The following is a 17,092-nucleotide window of genomic DNA, read 5'->3' as shown; positions in this document are numbered from 1 at the left end:
CGCAAGAGTGGGTGACGGGCGTTCGGGAGAGGGGAGTGGCGGGCCCGCGTGCAGGGGAGTCGGCGGGCCCGCCACGTCGAGGTCAGAACACGTGCTGGTCGACAGTCGTCGTCGCAGTCAGGCTCTGATCGTGGGTGTCGAGAGGGGTACCGGAATCGGCCGTCAACCCCGACGAGAGGCTCGTCGCGCTCGTCTCATCGAGTGAGGTGCCGGTGTCGAGGGTGGTGCCGGAGTCGAACGCGGTGCTCGAGTCGTACGCGGTACTGGAGTCGTACGCGGTGCTGGAGTCGTGCGAGGTCGGCGTGTCGAAGGTCGTTGCGGTGTCGGTCGTATTCGTGAGGTGGGTCGTGGTGTCGGTTGTCGTGGTGTCGGTTGTCACGGTGTCGTTGCCGAGACCCGTGTTCGAGGTCGTGTGATCGCTCGACGAAAGACCACTGGCCGCCGCTGCTGCCGTCGTGTGGTCGTCGGTCGCGACGGACGATGCTGCCGTCGTCTGGGACCCGCCGAGATCCGCGGTGGGTGCGCTCGCGCTCTGTGTGGTGGAGTCGGATGACGTCGCCGCTGCTCGCGTGCTCTCGTCGGCCGAGGTCGATGTGGCCTCCGAACCCCGCGTATTCTGTTGATCCGCAAACTGATTCACCTGCGCGGACGTCGCCGACACGGAAGTCGGTTCGGCGTTGCTCTGCCGGATCGTCGTGTCGAGGGGCTGCGACGTCACCGCCGCATCGGAGTGAGTCGACACCGGGGTCGTCGTGATCGGCTGGGCCGCGGGCGCCGCACTCGCTGCGGCAGTCTGCATTGCGGCGGGCGACGTCGGTGAGGACACCGACGTCGCCGGTGCCGGAGTCGACGGCTGCGTCGCAACCGGGTTGGCCTGAGTGAACGCGGGCTGGGCCGCGGAAGCGCCGGCCTGCGCGTTCTCGTGGCCCGCTCCTGCGGTCGCCGCATTGTGACCGTCGGTGCGGCCGTCGTGGTCGGCGGCAGCGTTGTTCTGGTGGGCCTGATTGCCGGCGTTCTCCAATCCGCGACCGCTGTTGTCGCGCGGTGCGTCGTGGCGTGATTCGTCGGCTGGCCGCGAATTCTGCTGCGGCGCATCGTGCTGAGCGGCTTCTCCGGCGGCGGGGTTCGTCGGGTGGAGGTCGCGCAGGAGCCCGTCGAGTCCGTTGCGCAGAAGGTCCGCCGCCGGGGGTGCGCCGCCCAGGTCGGGCTGTGGTGCCTGCACGTCCATCGCGGCGTGCGGGGCGGGGACGTCGTGATCGAGGACGGCCGATGGGTGGATTTCGCTTCTCGTCATGAGTGCTCCTTCATCTCGGGTCTGTCCCTTCGAGGCGACTGCCGACGACGTTATGGGCCGTTCCTGGGAAGACCATGGGAGGACGCTGCACCTTCCCTAGGGGCGCGCGACGCCGCGTACACAGGAACATCGCAGGAAGCGCACAGCGGTCGGCACAGGAAGGCGGTTTAGCGTTTCGATCGGCAGGAAAGGCGCCTGCCGTCACCACGGAACGGAGATCACGACATGCGGACATCGATGGGGATCAGCATGGGTTCCGACTCGTTCGTGTCCGCCCAGATGCACGGTGAATCGCAGATGCACCGGGAGCACGACGGATTCACGGTGGTGCGGCACTCGGCCGAACTCGCGCTGTCGTCGAGCAGCGCGCCGGCTCTCGGCCCGCACCGCAGCGGACCGCCTCAGGGCAGCATCGTGTTTCGCGACTTCGTCGACAGGGTCGGCGATCCCGTTCCGGTGATCGGGGACGACGGGACCCGGACCCCGGCCGTGCAGCTGGTGACCACCGCGCTCGACTGCCTCGTCCGTGGCCGCACCCCGGCGCCCGACCATGTGGTGGTCGCGGCCCCGGCTGCATGGTCGGGATACGCCGTCGAGGAACTCGAGAACGAGATCCGACGCTGGGGCCTCCTGCAGAACCGCACCGTCACCGTCATCCCTGACACTAGCGCGGCACTCACGTGGATCTCCCTGGTCGAGAAGCTCGACGAATTCTCGACACTGCTGTTGTGCGACGTCGGAGCCCATTCCCTCGACCTGACCCTGGCGACGAGGCGCGGCGCCGAATTCGGTGTGGTCCGATCGACGCGGAGCACCGACTTCGCCGGAGACCACGCCGACCGGCTGCTGATAAGACATGTGGTCGCGCTCGTACAGAACGCGAACCCGGACTTCGACGTCGAGGATCCCGCCCACCGCGCTGCGCTGGCCGAACTCGCCGCCCGCTGCCGGATCGCGAAGGAGCGGTTGTCGCAGGACACCTCGGCCGTGGTGACCGTCGAGCTTCCCGGCATCCGACGCCGGATACGCGTCATGCGCTCCGAATTCGAAGACGTCATCCGCGTATCACTCACCCGCGCCGCGAACACGGTGGCACGCGAACTCGAACGCCTCGCCGAGACCGGCACCCCCGCCGACGCCGTCGTCGTCCTCGGCGGCGGAGCAGCGGTCCCGCTCGTGACGGAACTGCTCTCGACGGCCGTGGACGTCCCGCTCGTCGTGTCACCCGAGCCGGCGACGGCGTCCGCCCGCGGTGCGGCGGTCGTTGCCGAGCGGGCATCGCTACACCAGTCGGGTTCCCGGGTGATGTCGGCACCGGGACCGCGGGTGAAACCACCGGCGGCACCACGACCGATCGCGGCAGCAGCGTCGTCGCGCGTGCTTCCCCCGTCCGCATCAGCCGAGGGGCCGACCCCCGTTGTCGCGCCGACCAGTGTGCCGGTGAGGAAGACACCGAGGTCGGGAATCCGGGGATGGATGGTGGCGGCCAGCGCCGCCGCGCTCATCCTTCTCGGTGCAGGCGCGGCGGCGACCCAACTGATCGGCCGGGACGACACGCCCTCGGCGACGACCACCACAACCTCGTCCGTCGAACAGGCCTCGTCGGCCGGCGAGACCGGGCAGGAGTACACGGTGCAGGACCCGGCACCCGCCCAGCCGATGGGCGGCGGAACGCCGGGACGCGGCGGCGCCGGACCGCGGTAGGTCAGACCTCGGTGAGTGCTCCGGCCGACAGTGAGGCGTAGATGAGCATGAACACGAACAACATCCAGCCCGCACCCTGCCAGATCGGCCACCGGCCACCGGCCCGCCACACCCGGTAGGTCTGGACGAAGGCTCCGACCCCGCCCAGGAGCAGCAACGCGGGCGGGCCGAAGACGAGGACGTACTTTTCTCCGCCGGCACACTCCATCATCGACTCGGCGCAGTCACCGGACCCGATCGACATCCACGCGACCGAGAGGAGCGCAACGACGACGGCACCGCCCATCACCGCCGCCGTGTACGTGGCGGCGCGGCGAAAGGTGAGATCGGCGCCCGAGGTCATCATGTCGGAGGTTACGCGGTTCGCGACGCGGGCCGTCACGGAAAACAGCAGCGCCCCCACCGATCACGGTGGGGGCGCTGCTGTTCACTGCTGTCGGCTAGCTCTTCCGGCCGGGTGCCTTCGCGCCTGCCTTGAAACCGAGTCCGCCAGGCTTGGCCGGCGGCGGAGCCTTCACCGTTTCCGGTGCCTTGCCGTTGGATCCGTCGCCGTTCGACTCCTCGACCTTCGGAGCCGTGGTCTCGGTTGCCTCGGCCTTCGGTGCTTCAGCCGCGGGAGCCTCGGCCTTCGGTGCTGCGGCCGCGGTTGCCTCGGCCTTCGGTGCTGCGGCCTTGGGAGCCGCGGCCTTTCGGGCTCCGGGAGCCTTGGCGCCGCTCTTGAAACCGAGCCCACCGGCCTTCGCCGCCGGGGGAGCCTTCGGCGCCTCGGCTGCGGGGGCCTGCGGTTCGGACGCGGGAGGCTCGGCAGCCTGGGCTTCGGCGACTGCCGGCTCGGCGGGAGCGTCCGTAGGAGCGGCCTTTGCGCCGGGAGCCTTCGCCTTGCCCTTCATCTGCAGACCCTTACCCGGTGCCTTGGCACCGGACGCGAGACCGAGTCCCTTCGGCTTCGCCGCGGGGGCATCCTGAGCAGGGGTTTCCGCTGCGGGAGCGTCTGCCGCCGGTGCGTCGGCAGCCGGAGCGGCAGCCTTCGCGCCGGGAGCCTTGGCGGCACCCTTCATCTGCAGACCCTTGCCGCCCGGTGCCTTCGCACCACCGGCGAGTCCCAGACCCTTGGGCTTGGGTGCCTCCGCGGCGGGCGCCTCCGAACCGGCAGCCTCGGCCGGAGCGGGAGCGGCCTTCTTGGCGCCGGGAGCCTTCGCCCCGCCTGCCATGCCGAGTCCCTTGCCGGGTGCCTTGGCGCCGGGAGCCTTCGCCCCGGGTGCCTTGGCCAGGCCCTTCATCGCCAGGCCCTTGCCCGCCGGAGCTTCTGTGGCAGCCGGCGTTGCAGCGGCCTCCTCGACCTCTTCGACGCGCTCCTTCTCGACCACCTCGGCCTTGGCCTCGGCCGCTGCCGGCGATGCGGCCGGTTCGGCCGGTTTCTCGCGGGGGATGACCTTGATGTTTTCGCTCAGCTTCTCGGGCTCGAGACGCGTGATGGACGAGAGCATCAGCTGGGCGACGTCGACGACCTCGACGCCCTCGCCCTGGCCGGACTCCTGGCGAGCCGTGACACCGTCGGTGAGCATGACGCGGCAGAACGGGCAGCCGGTCGCGATCTTCTTCGGATCCGTGCTGAGTGCCTCGTCGACCCGGTCGATGTTGATGCGCTTGCCGATGTTCTCTTCCATCCACATGCGGGCACCACCGGCACCACAGCACATGGACCGCTCGCCGTGACGAGGCATTTCCTTCAACTTCGCGCCGGACGCCTCCATCAGCTCGCGGGGCGCGTCGTAGACCTTGTTGTGGCGGCCGAGGAAGCAGGGGTCGTGGTAGGTGACGTCCTCACCGACGGACGCGACCGGAATCAGCTTCTTCTGGCGGACCAGGCGGTTGAGCAGCTGAGTGTGGTGAACCACCTCGTAGTCGCCGCCGACCTCCGGGTACTCGTTGCCGAGTGCGTTGAAGCAGTGGGCGCAGGTGACGACGATCTTGCGCTTGCGCTGCTCGACGCCGTCGAAGACCGAGTTCAGCAACTCGATGTTCTGCATGGCGAGCTGCTGGAACAGGAATTCGTTACCTGCGCGGCGAGCGGAGTCACCGGTGCACGTCTCGTCGGCGCCGAGGACCATGAACTTCACGCCTGCGGTGGCGAGCAACTCGGCGACGGCCTTGGTGGTCTTCTTGGCGCGGTCCTCGTAGGCGCCGGCGCAGCCGACCCAGAACAGGTACTCGTAGTCCTCGAAGCTGTCGGCATCCTGACCGAACACCGGGATCTCGAAGTCCATCTCACTGATCCAGTTGAGACGGTCCTTGGAGTTCTGGCCCCAGGGGTTGCCCTTGTTTTCGAGGTTCTTGAACAGGCCGGCCAGCTCGGACGGGAACTCCGACTCGATCAGCACCTGGTAGCGGCGCATGTCGATGATGTGGTCGACGTGCTCGATGTCGACGGGGCACTGCTCGACACACGCGCCGCAGTTGGTGCAGCTCCACAGCGTCTCGGCGTCGATGACCGGGGCCAGCTCGCCGTCGACGGTCTCGCCGACCAGCTTGCGCTCGGCCTCCCGGCGCGCAGCCTCGGGGATCGCGGCCAGCTTGGCCTCGTCCACGGCGCCGTCGCCGTCCACCAGGCCGATCTCGTCGCCGCCCATGTCCTTGCGGCCGCCGGCCAGCAGGTACGGGGCCTTCGCATAACCGTGGTCGCGGAGCGAGGTGATCAGCAGCTTCGGGGACAGCGGCTTGCCGGTGTTCCAGGCGGGGCACTGCGACTGGCAGCGCCCGCACTCGGTGCAGGTGGTGAAGTCCAGCCAGCCCTTCCAGGAGAAGTCCTCGATGTTGCCGGCGCCGAACGTGTCGGTGTCCGGGTCGGCGTCCTCCATGTTGATGGGCTTGCCACCCGACATCATGGGCTTGGCCGCGCCGAGGGCGACGTCGCCGTCGTCCTCACGCTTGAAGTAGATGTTCGCGAACGCCGCGAAGCGATGCCAGGCGACACCCCAGGTGATGTTGCGTCCGACGACGTAGAGCCAGATCATGCCCGACATCAGCTTGACGAAGGCGAAGAACGCGACCATGTTCGGGCTCGCGGGCAGCAGCTTCGCGAGGTTCATCGTGAAGAAGTCGGTCCACGGGTTGGCGTGGCCGTAGGTGGCGATCTTGCCGGCCTTCACGAAGATCATGCCCAGGCCCTCGATGAGGACGACTGCCTCGACGAAGTACGCGGCCTTGAAGTCGGAGCCACTGAACCGGGACAGCCGGGCGGGCACGCGGGGGTGGTTGAGCTGGCGGATCACGATCAGCGTGGTGATACCGATGACCGTGCCGAGGCCGAGGATCTCGTCGATGAAGTGGTAGACGGCGGTGTTACCGACCAGCGGCCAGTGGAACGCCGGGTCGAACGTCTGCCCGTACGCCTCGAACCACACGATGGCTCCGAGCATGAACCCGACCATGACCAGCCAGTGAGCCCAGCCGACGGTGCGGAACTTGCTCATGCGGGTGTGCGCGATGAACTCCACGCACATCTGCTTGAAGCGCGGGAAGAAGGGGCGCCATCGGTCCGGGGCCGACTGGCCGATCCGGACGACGTTGACCATCTTCAATGCGCCAGTGATGAAGGAGAACCAACATACGAGGCTCAGCAGCACGCCGATGGTGCCCAACGTGATCGTCAGGGCATTCATGTCGCGGCCTTTCGTTTCAGGGCGGCAGGGCGGCCACCTCGGGACTGCTCGTGATCCTAACGCTTGCTAAGTTACCCGCTAGTAACTTATTCAGTGTACCTGCGGGTAACTTACCGGCGCTCAGCGGGATCTCTGCAGCTCGGGCGCCGATGAGGCATGTGATGCATGCCACAATCGGACTTTCTGTTCGCCACGTTAAAGGGTCGAAATTGCGGCGTTCACCCAAGGTCGCCCTAACTTCGGCCGACGGCCGCCGGAGGCGGTCCGCGGCGCTCCCGGAGAGGGCTCCGGCGGTCGTTTTCGTCACGAATCCGATGCGGTCGCATTGCGGCCGGATAACGATAGGTGGATATTCCGGGTGCTCACGTCGACGCTGCCGAAATCCCTCCCGAGTGACGTAATTCATGCCGTGTAATTCGCGCGAATTACACCGATTCGAACCGCTACTGATCGGTAACTTGCGGGTGCGATGAATTTTTCGTCAATGAACATTTCGGCCGTGATTCCGCTGTTACTCTGAGCGTGTTTTCCGGCCCTGGCCAGCGGCCGCACGGGGGGCCGAGCAGTGCACTTCGATCACACCAGAACTTCGTCGGGACGCTCCTGAAATGAGGCATCAATGATCGTGAGAAAAGCTGCAGTCACGGCAGGGATGGCGGTCGCCGCCATGGGGCTCGCTGCCGGGGTTTCCCATGCAGGGCCGGTGGCAGCACCTGCTCCAGGGGCGCCTGTTCCGGCAATAGCGGCGCCCGCGGTTCCTTCGCTGCCGTTCCACGACGTCGCGTCCCGCGAGGAGAACGACAGGGCGTTCGGTCAGTTCGGTGCGCAGGTCGGCATCGCCGTCACGGTCGGAAGCCTGGTCGGAACCATAGCTGGGGCCGGAATCGGTTGTATCGCAACACTTCCCGCTGGCTGCGTCGCCGGACTGGTGACCGGAGCGGGGATCGGCGGGGTCATTGGAACCATCGTCGCCGGTGGCCCCACCCTCGGCGTCAGTGCGTACCAGTTGTGGGAGACGTACAACGCCGCTCCGGGGACCTCGATCTACGCGGACAGGGGCGAGTAGAGCCCTCGTGTCAGCGCCCGGCCCCGTCGTGCCTCGCACGGCGGGGCCGAGTCGTGAGTGGAGGCCACCGCGAAGAAACCGACCGGTTCCCCGCTTTGTGTGGGAATAACTGCATCCCTGACTGGTGCAATTCTTGAAATTCGATCCCGATGCCGTTCTGGGCGCAATTTTTCATAACCCTGAGCAGACTATTTCGTGAGCGCCTTTTCTCTAGGCGAGACTCAATTGGGATCTGTCACAGCCGCAAGTTACTGTTTAGCAACGGATGGGGTTGAAACCTTAAGGGGATGGAATGAAGTTGCGTCGTATCGTTACGACTTCGGCACTGGTGGGTGTGCTCGCGACCGGGTCCGGGGTGGCGGTCGCGGAACCCGTCGCCGAGCCAGGCACCGAGATCGGATACGAATCCCACATCGAGGACCGCACGGTCGTGACCACGCTCGACGCCGGCGCCTTTGCGCTCGCATCGGACGGGAAGTCCGTCGCGATCAAGGATGTGGGTGGGGCAACTGTCGTTTCCCTGCCGCTCGCGTACCGATTCGACGGACTGCAGTTTCCGTTCGAGGAAGAGATCACCGAAAACGGAAAGACCCTGCGTCTGACGCCGAGTGTCGACAAGGCCGAGGCAACGCCGATCTCACCCGAGGATCGGATCACGCCCATCGCGCTGCACGACGTGGCGTCGATCGACGAGAACACCAGGGCCCAGTCGGCGTTCCAGCAGCAGCTCGGCATCGCGATGACGGTCGGCAGTCTCGGCGGCACCATCGTGGGTGGAATCCTGGGATTCGCCGTCGGTTGCGTGGTCGGGACACCCGTGGCCGTCTTCGGATGCCTGCCGTTCGGCGTAACGGGAGCGGGGATCGGTGCGCTACTGGGCACGATCGTCGTGGGCGGCCCGACGCTGGCGATCGCCGGTATCGACCTGATCAACACGCTGAACGCACCGCCCGGCACCACGAAGTGGGTGAAGTAGCCCCACCCCGCGGTACTCAGACGCCGCCCGCCTCCCTTCGGAGGCGGGCGGTTCGTCGTTGCGCCCCCCGCGGGAGTGAACCTCGTCACACCGGCGTATCTGACCTGCCGGGTCAGCCCATGCTTAGGCTAACCTTCGTCCGTCACAGCGCTGCTCTCGAAACGGATCTCGATGAACCTCCGACGGTTTACTGCCACCTCCCTGCTCGTCGTCGCGGCGATGGGCGTCGGGGCGGCCACGTCATACGCCGATCCGGCCGCCGCACCCCAGCCGGGCGCGGAACAGGGCATCCCGAACATCAACTACCAGACCGCCCGCGACGGTGACGCCGCTGTGGCCACCCTCGACGCCGGCACCTTCTCGATCAACGCCGCGAACGACACCGTCGACGTGGTCGACCACGGCGGCCGCGTCGTCGCGTCCATTCCCACGTTCTTCCGGGTCGACGACCTGCAGCATCCGTTCGCCGTGGTGGTCGATGAGACCGCTCGCGGCCTGCGGCTCGTCCCGAACATGGATCCGTCGGCAGCGACCCCCGTCCCCGTGTCGGAGCGGCTGACTCTCGACGACGTCGCCGCACCGCAGGACAAGCAGGAACGCGACGACCGCGCACTCGACGACTTCCAGCAGCAACTCGGGATCACGAGCGCGATCACCGCGATCGTCGCGGCCATCATCGGCGGGGCGATCGGCTGCGCGATCGGTGTCATCCCCGGCACGGCTGCGCTGGTGATTCCGTTCCTCGGCCTCGCCGGTCCGGTGGCCGGGTGCATCGGAGGTGCGCTGATCGTCGCACCCGTCGTCGCGCTTGCCGGCACCATCGTCGTCGGCGGTGGCGCCCTGGTGGTTCTCGGAATCCAGTACTTCAACACCATCAACAGCCCGTTCGTCGCACCGGAACCCACGGCATGAGCGGCCGGTTCGCACGGAACCTGCGGGCCGTCACCGGGGCAGCGTTCCTCGTCGTCGCGGCACTCGGAATCTCCGCCGGGACCGCACACACAGCTCCACTGGCGCAGCGGGATTCGTTCGACATCGGCTACGAGGCGCACGCCGAGGGGGAGTCCGTCGTCACGTCGATCGACGCGGGCGCCTTCCGGATCACCGAAACCCGGGAAGCGATAGAGGTGGTGGACGACAGCGGCAAGGTGGTGGCTGCGCTGCCGCTCACGATTCGCGTCGGCGACGCCGTCTATCCGATCGACGCCGACCTCGATGGGCGCACGGTGACGCTCACTCCGCAGGTTCCCGCCGACGTCGCGTCCTCCCTGAAATCGGTTGCGCAGGACGGATTCGACACTCAGGAAGAGCGTGACGACTCGGCGCTCGCCGACTTCAACAGCTACCTCGGTTACGCGACACTGATCGGCGGCCTGATCTTCGGTGTGATCTTCGGTGCCGTGGGTCTCGCGGTCGGGTGCGGCCTGTTCGCCGTGACGGTGATCGGCACGCCGGTCGGGTGCCTCGGCGGGCTGCTGGCGGGATTCGCCGCCGGCGGGTTGGCCGGAACCATCTTCGTGGGCGGCGCCGCACTGGTGATCCTCGGAATCCAGTACCTCGTCACCATCAACACGCCGTTCGTTCCGCCCGCGCCCGAGCCCACCGCCTGATCAGTTCCCGCGCGCTCGGTAGCCGGTTGCCGTGATCGTCGGCAGCACCAGAGAGGGCAGGTTCGCACCCACCGTCGCCGACTGGTTCGTTCGCGCCGCGGGGAAGTGCGCGCCGCTCTCGACGTCATCGACCTCGCGGACGTCCCACTGCCCGTGGTCGTCCCGGCTTTCGGCACCGACGCGTAGCCGACGGTGGCCGCAGTGGGGGCGCGGCTCGCGGCCGCGGACGCCTTCGTCGTGGTGACCCCGTCGGCTTCGTGTCGTACGGCGGGATGGGCGGGGGACTCCGCGCGGTGGAACAGCTGCGGTTGGGTTTCGCGGAACTTCACGCGGTCACGGTCCGCGACAGTGTCAGCTTTCACGGCGCGTGGGCGGTGTTCGACGAGAACAGGGAACCGCTCGACCAGATCGAATGGTGGGGCACCACCCTGCGGGATGCCCGGGCGGTCCGGCCCTACGCGGCCTGAGTGCACGACCGACGACAGCGGCCCGCCTCCCGAGAGGGAAGCGGGCCGCTGTCTTCTGTGGAGTGCGTTACGAGGTGCGCACGCGCAGACCCGGGTTCTCGGCCAGCACCTCGTTGATCGGCGTGGCGAACAACTCGGGGCTCTCGCCGAGGACGAACGTGACGACGTCCGCGACCTGGCAGATCGGGTACTGCCCGACGTTGGACGCGCTCGAGATTCCGAGTGCCAGCGTGCCCGTCACGATCGTGCCGCCGCTGTCGCCCTGCAGGGCGCACATGCTCGTCGAGAAGCTGTCGGCCAGCGTGCGCTCACCGACCGAGACGGTCTGCGCCACGGACGTGACGACACCGCACGTGAAACCGGTGGTCAGACCCGACTTGCACACCGGGGCGCCGACAATCGGATCGGCGGTTCCGGTGATGGCGACCGGCGCTGCGCCGGGAACCCGGACGCCGTTGTTCTCGAACCGGTGTGCGGCGTTGTCGTCGGCCCGGATGATCGAGTAGTCGTGGATGTCCAGGCTGGTCTTGGCGAAGGTGCCGATCCGCGGACCGGTGCCACCCGGGACCAGCGAGAACGCCTCTGATGCCTCCGAGGTGCCGGCAGCGTCCCGGTTGGGGTCGCAGTGTCCGGCCGTGATGTTCACCGGGCCGCCCGAGCTGTCGGTGCCGTTGAAACCGAGCGAGCAGCGCAGCCCCACTCCGCCGCCGAGCGAGCCGTACGCGTCGCCGCCCAGCAGGGCGTCGGCGGGGAGCGGTTCGGCGATGGGGGTGAGGTCGGTGGACGGCAGCGGAGCGGCCGTGGCCGGCGACTGCACGACGCGTGCGCCCTTCAGGAAGTCCGGAAGCTGCAACCCGCCCACGTTGTCCGCGCGGAGCACGAGATCGTTGTTCACGATGTCGATGGCCACACCGCGAACGAGATCCGCGACGGCGGGCGGCTGGGTGTCCAGCCAACTGTCGAGCGACTTCACCTGAGCCTGCAGGCTGCTCTCGCTCTGTGCCACATCCTTCACCTGGAAGCCGGCCTTCTCGGCCGCGGCGACCGCGGCGTCCTTGTCGGCACCGTCGGCGAGCCCGACGATCGGGGTGCCGGCGTTGTCGAGCCAGGTTCCGGCGAACGCATCCGGGAACTGGATGCGGGCGATCTTCGCGAACTCGGCCAGCTTCTGGCCCAGCTCGGAGTGCTCCAGGTACTGGTCCGGGCTCAGCGACAGATCACGCTGGATAGCGTCGATCAGTTCCGCGGGAAGCTTGGCGGCCTGGCCGGACACTTTGGGCTCGACCGGATCGGCCTGAGCGGATGCGGCGACCGGACCGAGGAGCAGCAGCGCGGCGGAGCCGAACACGGCGGCACGACGTGCGATGGAGCTTCGCATGGGGGCCTTTCTGATGTTTGTTTGTTCGCAGTTGCCTCGCGGGCGCATACGAATACGACCCCCCGACAGGTAAGGCCGTACACAGTCGGAGTCGACTATATGGGTTCGCCCCGTCTATTCCCACCTGTAACACTCTCGGTGGACGACGCAGCAGGACAAAGCGGACACGAGGCCGGAATACGCCTGTGCCCGGTGTCCGAGCGGAGCGGACACCGGGCACAGGGTGGGGCGGTGGGGAACTAGTCGGAGATGGTGCGCACGCGCATCCCGGATCCGAGCGTGTCCACGATGTCCGCGACGGGGATGCCGAGGCTCGCGGTGCCACCCTCCGGTGCCAGCACCAGGTTCGCCTCCGTGCAGTTGGGGGCGCCACTGGCGTTGGAACCACTGGTGATGCCCAGCGCGAGGGTTCCGGTAACGATGGCGCCGCCGCTGTCACCCGCGAGGGTGCAGGCCGTGCCGGCGAAACCGTTGACCACGCGGCTCGAACCGTCGGCGACGAACAGCTGCGTCTCGACGCGATCGGCTGCCACGACACCACACGTGAACGACGACGTCTGGCCCGACTTGCAGATCGGGGCGCCGACGACGGGCCGGGCGGTGCCGGTGATCTCCAGCGTGGTGCCGTTCGCGCCGCGAACCGCGGGACGGTCCAGACCGGCCTTGACGCCAGCCTCGTTGAGCTTGATCACCGAATAGTCCAGCTTGTCGGCCGGGTTGCCGACCGACGACTTCGAGAACGCGCCGATCTGCTGGCTGTCGTCCACGTTCTGGTGATTGGGAAGGAACACCGGCGACGGCTGACCCTCGGCGGGGTTGCAGTGTCCGGCGCTGATGTTCACGGCCTGGCCGCTGTCGTCCACGGCGTTGAAACCGAGCGAGCAGACGGAGATCTCCGAGATCGGCGTCTTCGGCAGCTCACCCGCGGTGGTGATGTAGGTGTCACCCGCGAGGGGACCTCGCTCCACCGGACCGCCGCCGCCGGGGCTCAGCATCACCTTGACGTTCGCGAGCAGCGTCGGCAGGTTCAGCGCCTGGCCGATGGGGCTGTTGACGACATCGATGACGACGCGGTTCTCGAGGACGTCGATCGACGCGGAGTTGACCTGGGAAGCCACGTCCTTCGGCAGTCCCGCGATCCAGCCGTTCACGTCGGAGAGGGTCTTCTCCAGGCCGTTCGCGGACACGGGCGCAATGCGGGTGTCGTACCCGGCCTTGGCTGCAGCGTCGGCTGCCTCGTTCGTGGTGACCGCGACGACGGGCTGGCCGTCGAGGCCGATCCAGGCCCCGGCGAAGTCGTCGGGATGCTGCTCCCGGAAGTCCTCGGCGTAACTACCCAGCTCCTGTGCCTTCGCGGCGCGGTCGAGGTACTCCTGCGGGCTGATCTTCAGGTCGCGGGTGATGGCCTCGACGAGTTCGGCCGGCAACTTGTCGGCGCTCAGCTGAGTGGTGTCGGGCTGCGTAACAGGGTCGGCCTGGGCGGCAGTGGAAAACGGGAAGAGAAGAAGCATTGCCGAGGCGCCTACAACAGCGGCGCGGTGCGCCAGCACGTTACGCATGAAATCCCTTCTGCACGGAATCCGTTCACTGAGGATTCCTTCTGGGGTGGGTATCAGCGCCCCACCTTAAGCTACGGACGAGTCAGACGGTCGGGGAGGTGTGACCAGAGCCTCACTCACCTGGGCTTTTGAGAGCCGGCAACGCGGGTGTGGTCGTGGTGGTGGCCGCGGCCGCGGGTTCCTTCATCGTCGTCGTGGTTGTTGTTGTCGTGGTGGTCGTCTCCGGCGGCGTCGTGGTCGTCGCGGCAGTCGTCGTCGTGGTGGTCTGCGTGACCGTGGTGATCGAGGGAAGGGTGATCACCGGCGTCGTCGTCGGGGGCGGAGGCGGCGGCACGAACACGGATGTCGTCTCCACCGGTGCAGGCGGGGGAGCCACCGGGATGGGGGCCTGAACCTCCGTCGTGACGGCCACCTCCTGCGTGCTCGCCGTCGGCAAGACAACGGACGCGGCCGGCGTGGGTCGTGCGCTGGACGTCGTCACCGACGCGGTCTGGGCGTCCTGGATCGACGGGACCGGGGTGCTGCCGCCGCCGGTGAGTGCGAACGCGAGCGCCCCACCGGCCAGCGCCAGGACGGCCGCGGCGACACCGGCGATGATCAGCGGCCGACGGTCCGTGCGCTTGGCAGGTGGGGTCGATGTGCTCGCGGCACCGGCCGCCTCGGTCTCGGCGGGCTGATACGCGTCGGCGGCAGCGGCCGCGGCCGCGGGCACCGCCGTCACGGCGGAGTACGCGGTGGGCATGGGGGCCTCGACGATCGGAATCGACTCGGTGTCGGCGCTCGTGTCCTCGTCGGTCAGTGCCAGCCCGGCCGCCAGCAGTGCGGCGCCGTGGGCCGGGGACTCCGGCGAGGCGGCGAGCGCCACGGACTCCGGGATGAGTGTCGCGTCGCCCAGACCCATGTAGTCGAGGGATTCGCGCAGTTTCGTGACGATCTCCGGCGCCCAGTCCGACGGATGGGTCGCGGTGACCTTCACCGTCCCCGACAGTCCGTCCGCGGCCTCCCTGAAGAGGCAGAACATCGCCGTCGCGACGAGGTCCTCGGCGCGGGTCAGCGAGCCCGCGTACTCGATGCCCGCGGGCTCACCGACGCGGGCCAGGAAGTCGCGGACGGCACCGGTCGATTCCGTGCCGGGGTCGCCGAGCTGAACCGTGCCGTCCGGGGCCGTGAAGAGGACGGACGGGTGTTCGATCGTCCTCACGTCGGTTCCGGAAGCGGTCACCACCGCTGTGGAAACCGCATCGCCGACGGTGAGTCCGACTCCGGTGGTCATGAAAGATCCTTACTGGCACAGTTCGAGGGGTGCCTCATCGCACCATGTGCACAGTGTGTCGCCTGCCGCAGTCGAATGGTTACACGGGGCGCTGCTGCGCCTTCGGCGCCCGTGAGTACTTATTAACCACCCGCGGTTAATAAGTACTCACGGGTCAGGAGTCGGCGGAATACCCGTGGCCCATCGCACGCAGCATCGACAGCAGCTCGGACCGCGACCCGGCGCCCAGCCGCCGCCGGATCCGCGCGACGTGGTGCTCGATGGTCTTCGCGGAGATGTAGAGGCGTGACCCGATCTCCCGGTACGTCAGCCCCTGGACGAGTAGTTCGGCCACCTCGGCCTCGCGGTCGGTGAGCGATCCCGGTGTGCTCGGACTCGACACGACCGCGGAGTCGGCACCGTTGCCCGCGGATGTCGGCTGCCGCAGGGCCCTCGCGACCTGCAGGAGAGCGGTCGCGACCCTCGTGTCGGACGCACGCAGCGCGGCTTCACCCGCGAGGCGCGCACCGTCCCACGGCAGGCCGATCCGGTCGAGGGTGCGGGCCGCGTCTTCGACGGATGCGGCGTCGATGTCGCCCTGTAGCACGCGCAGCCAGGCGCGACCGGCGGTGGCGAGCCCGGACGCGTACGTGCTGACCTTGGCGGCCTCGCCGAGTGCGCGGGCGTGGGGCATCAGGTCTGCGGGGCATTCGGCGAGGATCGAGGCCTGCACGCCGTACCAGTGCAGCGCCGATCCCCACATCGCCGGCTCGCCGAGCGTCCGCAGCAACGACTGCGCGTCCTCGACGAGGTGGGTGATCCGGGCGGGTTCGCCGACCCGGATCGACGTCAGCCACAGTTCGCCGAGCGGCAACAGACTCAGCAGGTCCACCGAGTATTCGGCGAGCACGCCTTGCGCGCCCGCCCAGGCCTGGAGCAGTGCCGCGTTGTCGCCGGTGCGCCGGGCCAGCCCGACCCGCAGGCCGTGGACGAACAGCAGATCGCGTTGCCGCATCGACGCGGCGTCGAGGCCGTCGAGCCGGGACTGCGCCGCGGCGAGGTCGCCGCGGACCATGGACGTCCAGGCGGTGAGCAGCTGATGCCGGTTCGCGGTGACACTGCCGGGCCGTTCGGTTTCCCGTGCCCGGGCGAGGACCGCGTCCGCGTGCGCGAGTTCGCCGCAGTGGAGCGCGGCGAGGGCGGTGATCGCGGCGGGGGAGTCGGGCAGTACCCGTGGCCGGGACGCGCGACCGGGCAGCGACAGTGCACGCGTCAGTGAGTTCAGTGCGGCGTTGGCGGACGCGGTCGCCGACTGGACGAGTCCGGTCGCGACGAGTGCGGCGCCGGCGGTGGTGGCCGTGGGGGGTGCGCCCGCGCTGGTGGCGAGGACGGCTTCGGCGTCGTCGAGTCGCCCCGCGACCACCAGGACGGAGGCGGCGAGGGAGGCGTCGGCGCCCGCCCGGTCGGCGCCGAGCCAGGCGTACAGTTCGGCGCTGCGATCGATCATGCCGCAGAACGCGGCACCGGCGGCCGAAATCCTGACCGCCGCAGCGAGTTCCGCATCGCCGACGGTGCCGGACCGTTCGAGGACCGAATCGGCCAGGCCGACCGCGGTGTCGAGGTCGCCGTCCAGGGCGCAGGCCTCGGCGTATGCGACGACGGCACTGTCGCCGAGCCTGCCGACCCGGCCGGCTTCGGCGTACAGGGCGACCGCGGTGGCCGGTTCGGCGAGTTCGGCCTGGGCGCAGAGAAATTGGCTCAGATCGTCGCTCGGTGTGCCGGTCGCGGCGACCGCGCGGGCGACGGGAAGCGTGAGCGTTCCGCCGTCGACGTGGTGGGTGAGCAGGCGGCGGGCGAGCGTGGTCAGCCGGTTTTCGCCGAGCGTTTCCGTGAGATGCGTGTGGTCCGCCAGAACCAGCGTGTCCCGTTCGTCGACCCAGCCGTCCGCGCGGAGCGCGTCGACAGCGGCCCGGGCACGGTCGGGTTCGATGTCGAGTACTCGGGCGACCACGGTCTCGTCGAGGTCGCTGCCGAGCAGAACCAGTGCGAGAGCGGACAGTTGCGGGCCGTCGAGCTCCGCGAGTTCCGTGGGAGGAAGCGGTGAGGGCAGCGTGGACACCGGCG

12 protein-coding genes and 1 pseudogene are annotated in these 17,092 nt (G+C 68.5%); 6 read left to right on the top strand and 7 right to left on the bottom strand.

Translation table 11 applies throughout. The features are described 5' to 3' along the window. Positions 1 to 82: 82 nt before the first annotated feature. The gene (locus JVH1_RS09045; RefSeq protein ID WP_043781633.1) at positions 83 to 1,294 is read right to left on the bottom strand and encodes a hypothetical protein; all 1,212 of its coding nucleotides are present in this window, start codon (positions 1,292 to 1,294) and stop codon (positions 83 to 85) included. Positions 1,295 to 1,519: 225 nt separating this feature from the next. Between JVH1_RS09045 and JVH1_RS09040 the strand changes: the two genes are divergently transcribed. Beyond that, complete coding sequence (locus tag JVH1_RS09040) at positions 1,520 to 2,998, top strand: Hsp70 family protein (protein ID WP_371112960.1); 1,479 nt, start codon at positions 1,520 to 1,522, stop codon at positions 2,996 to 2,998. A 1-nt stretch (position 2,999) separates the two neighbouring features. Here JVH1_RS09040 and JVH1_RS09035 read toward each other — a convergent pair whose 3' ends face one another. Together JVH1_RS09035 and JVH1_RS09030 are read right to left on the bottom strand one after the other, a co-directional pair. Continuing rightward, positions 3,000 to 3,401 (bottom strand): hypothetical protein, encoded by a 402-nt coding sequence (locus JVH1_RS09035; RefSeq protein ID WP_016883579.1) that lies wholly within the window; start codon positions 3,399 to 3,401, stop codon positions 3,000 to 3,002. Between the two features lie 37 nt (positions 3,402 to 3,438). Continuing rightward, positions 3,439 to 6,660, bottom strand: a complete 3,222-nt coding sequence (locus JVH1_RS09030; RefSeq protein WP_043781639.1) for a (Fe-S)-binding protein — start codon at positions 6,658 to 6,660, stop codon at positions 3,439 to 3,441. 619 nt (positions 6,661 to 7,279) lie between these two features. Here JVH1_RS09030 and JVH1_RS09025 point away from each other — a divergent pair. The 5 genes and pseudogenes from JVH1_RS09025 (at position 7,280) to JVH1_RS09005 (ending at position 10,779) form a co-directional block, all read left to right on the top strand. Next, complete coding sequence (locus JVH1_RS09025) at positions 7,280 to 7,726, top strand: hypothetical protein (RefSeq protein ID WP_043781646.1); 447 nt, start codon at positions 7,280 to 7,282, stop codon at positions 7,724 to 7,726. A 292-nt stretch (positions 7,727 to 8,018) separates the two neighbouring features. Next, positions 8,019 to 8,702 carry a hypothetical protein gene (locus JVH1_RS09020; protein WP_043781652.1) on the top strand — a complete coding sequence of 228 codons (684 nt, stop codon included), beginning with the start codon at positions 8,019 to 8,021 and terminating at the stop codon, positions 8,700 to 8,702. Positions 8,703 to 8,873: 171 nt separating this feature from the next. Further along, positions 8,874 to 9,614, top strand: a complete 741-nt coding sequence (locus tag JVH1_RS09015; protein ID WP_043781661.1) for a hypothetical protein — start codon at positions 8,874 to 8,876, stop codon at positions 9,612 to 9,614. Continuing rightward, positions 9,611 to 10,312, top strand: coding sequence for a hypothetical protein (locus JVH1_RS09010; RefSeq protein WP_043781666.1), 702 nt, complete (start codon positions 9,611 to 9,613; stop codon positions 10,310 to 10,312). The genes JVH1_RS09015 and JVH1_RS09010 overlap by 4 nt, the downstream gene beginning before the upstream one ends. Positions 10,313 to 10,343: 31 nt before the next feature. Continuing rightward, positions 10,344 to 10,779: pseudogene (locus tag JVH1_RS09005) on the top strand (NADPH-dependent FMN reductase). Between the two features lie 67 nt (positions 10,780 to 10,846). Here JVH1_RS09005 and JVH1_RS09000 read toward each other — a convergent pair. The 4 genes from JVH1_RS09000 to JVH1_RS08985 form a co-directional block, all read right to left on the bottom strand. Beyond that, complete coding sequence (locus JVH1_RS09000; protein WP_043781672.1) at positions 10,847 to 12,157, bottom strand: S1 family peptidase; 1,311 nt, start codon at positions 12,155 to 12,157, stop codon at positions 10,847 to 10,849. A gap of 239 nt (positions 12,158 to 12,396) precedes the next feature. Further along, entirely contained in the window at positions 12,397 to 13,716 is a 1,320-nt protein-coding gene (locus tag JVH1_RS08995) for a S1 family peptidase (protein WP_011597672.1), read from the bottom strand. A 112-nt stretch (positions 13,717 to 13,828) separates the two neighbouring features. After that, positions 13,829 to 14,989: a hypothetical protein gene (locus JVH1_RS08990; protein WP_043781675.1), complete on the bottom strand. Its 1,161-nt coding sequence runs from the start codon at positions 14,987 to 14,989 to the stop codon at positions 13,829 to 13,831. Between the two features lie 154 nt (positions 14,990 to 15,143). Beyond that, a complete protein-coding gene (locus JVH1_RS08985) occupies positions 15,144 to 17,087 on the bottom strand; it encodes a LuxR C-terminal-related transcriptional regulator (RefSeq protein ID WP_043781678.1) in 1,944 nt (647 codons plus the stop codon). Between the last annotated feature and the right edge of the window lie 5 nt (positions 17,088 to 17,092).

This window comes from Rhodococcus sp. JVH1 (assembly GCF_000280725.2).
GTDB classification, from domain to species: domain Bacteria; phylum Actinomycetota; class Actinomycetes; order Mycobacteriales; family Mycobacteriaceae; genus Rhodococcus_F; species Rhodococcus_F jostii_A.
Note: the sequence above shows the minus strand (reverse complement) of the source record. Positions and strands in the feature narration are given on the sequence as shown.

Coding starts and splice junctions, on each gene's coding strand:
- JVH1_RS09045 (WP_043781633.1), bottom strand. CDS start 1,294: ATGACGAGAAGCGAAATCCACCCATCGGCCGTCCTCGATCACGACGTC.
- JVH1_RS09040 (WP_371112960.1), top strand. CDS start 1,520: ATGCGGACATCGATGGGGATCAGCATGGGTTCCGACTCGTTCGTGTCC.
- JVH1_RS09030 (WP_043781639.1), bottom strand. CDS start 6,660: ATGAATGCCCTGACGATCACGTTGGGCACCATCGGCGTGCTGCTGAGC.
- JVH1_RS09025 (WP_043781646.1), top strand. CDS start 7,280: ATGATCGTGAGAAAAGCTGCAGTCACGGCAGGGATGGCGGTCGCCGCC.
- JVH1_RS09020 (WP_043781652.1), top strand. CDS start 8,019: ATGAAGTTGCGTCGTATCGTTACGACTTCGGCACTGGTGGGTGTGCTC.
- JVH1_RS09015 (WP_043781661.1), top strand. CDS start 8,874: ATGAACCTCCGACGGTTTACTGCCACCTCCCTGCTCGTCGTCGCGGCG.
- JVH1_RS09010 (WP_043781666.1), top strand. CDS start 9,611: ATGAGCGGCCGGTTCGCACGGAACCTGCGGGCCGTCACCGGGGCAGCG.
- JVH1_RS09000 (WP_043781672.1), bottom strand. CDS start 12,157: ATGCGAAGCTCCATCGCACGTCGTGCCGCCGTGTTCGGCTCCGCCGCG.
- JVH1_RS08995 (WP_011597672.1), bottom strand. CDS start 13,716: ATGCGTAACGTGCTGGCGCACCGCGCCGCTGTTGTAGGCGCCTCGGCA.
- JVH1_RS08990 (WP_043781675.1), bottom strand. CDS start 14,989: ATGACCACCGGAGTCGGACTCACCGTCGGCGATGCGGTTTCCACAGCG.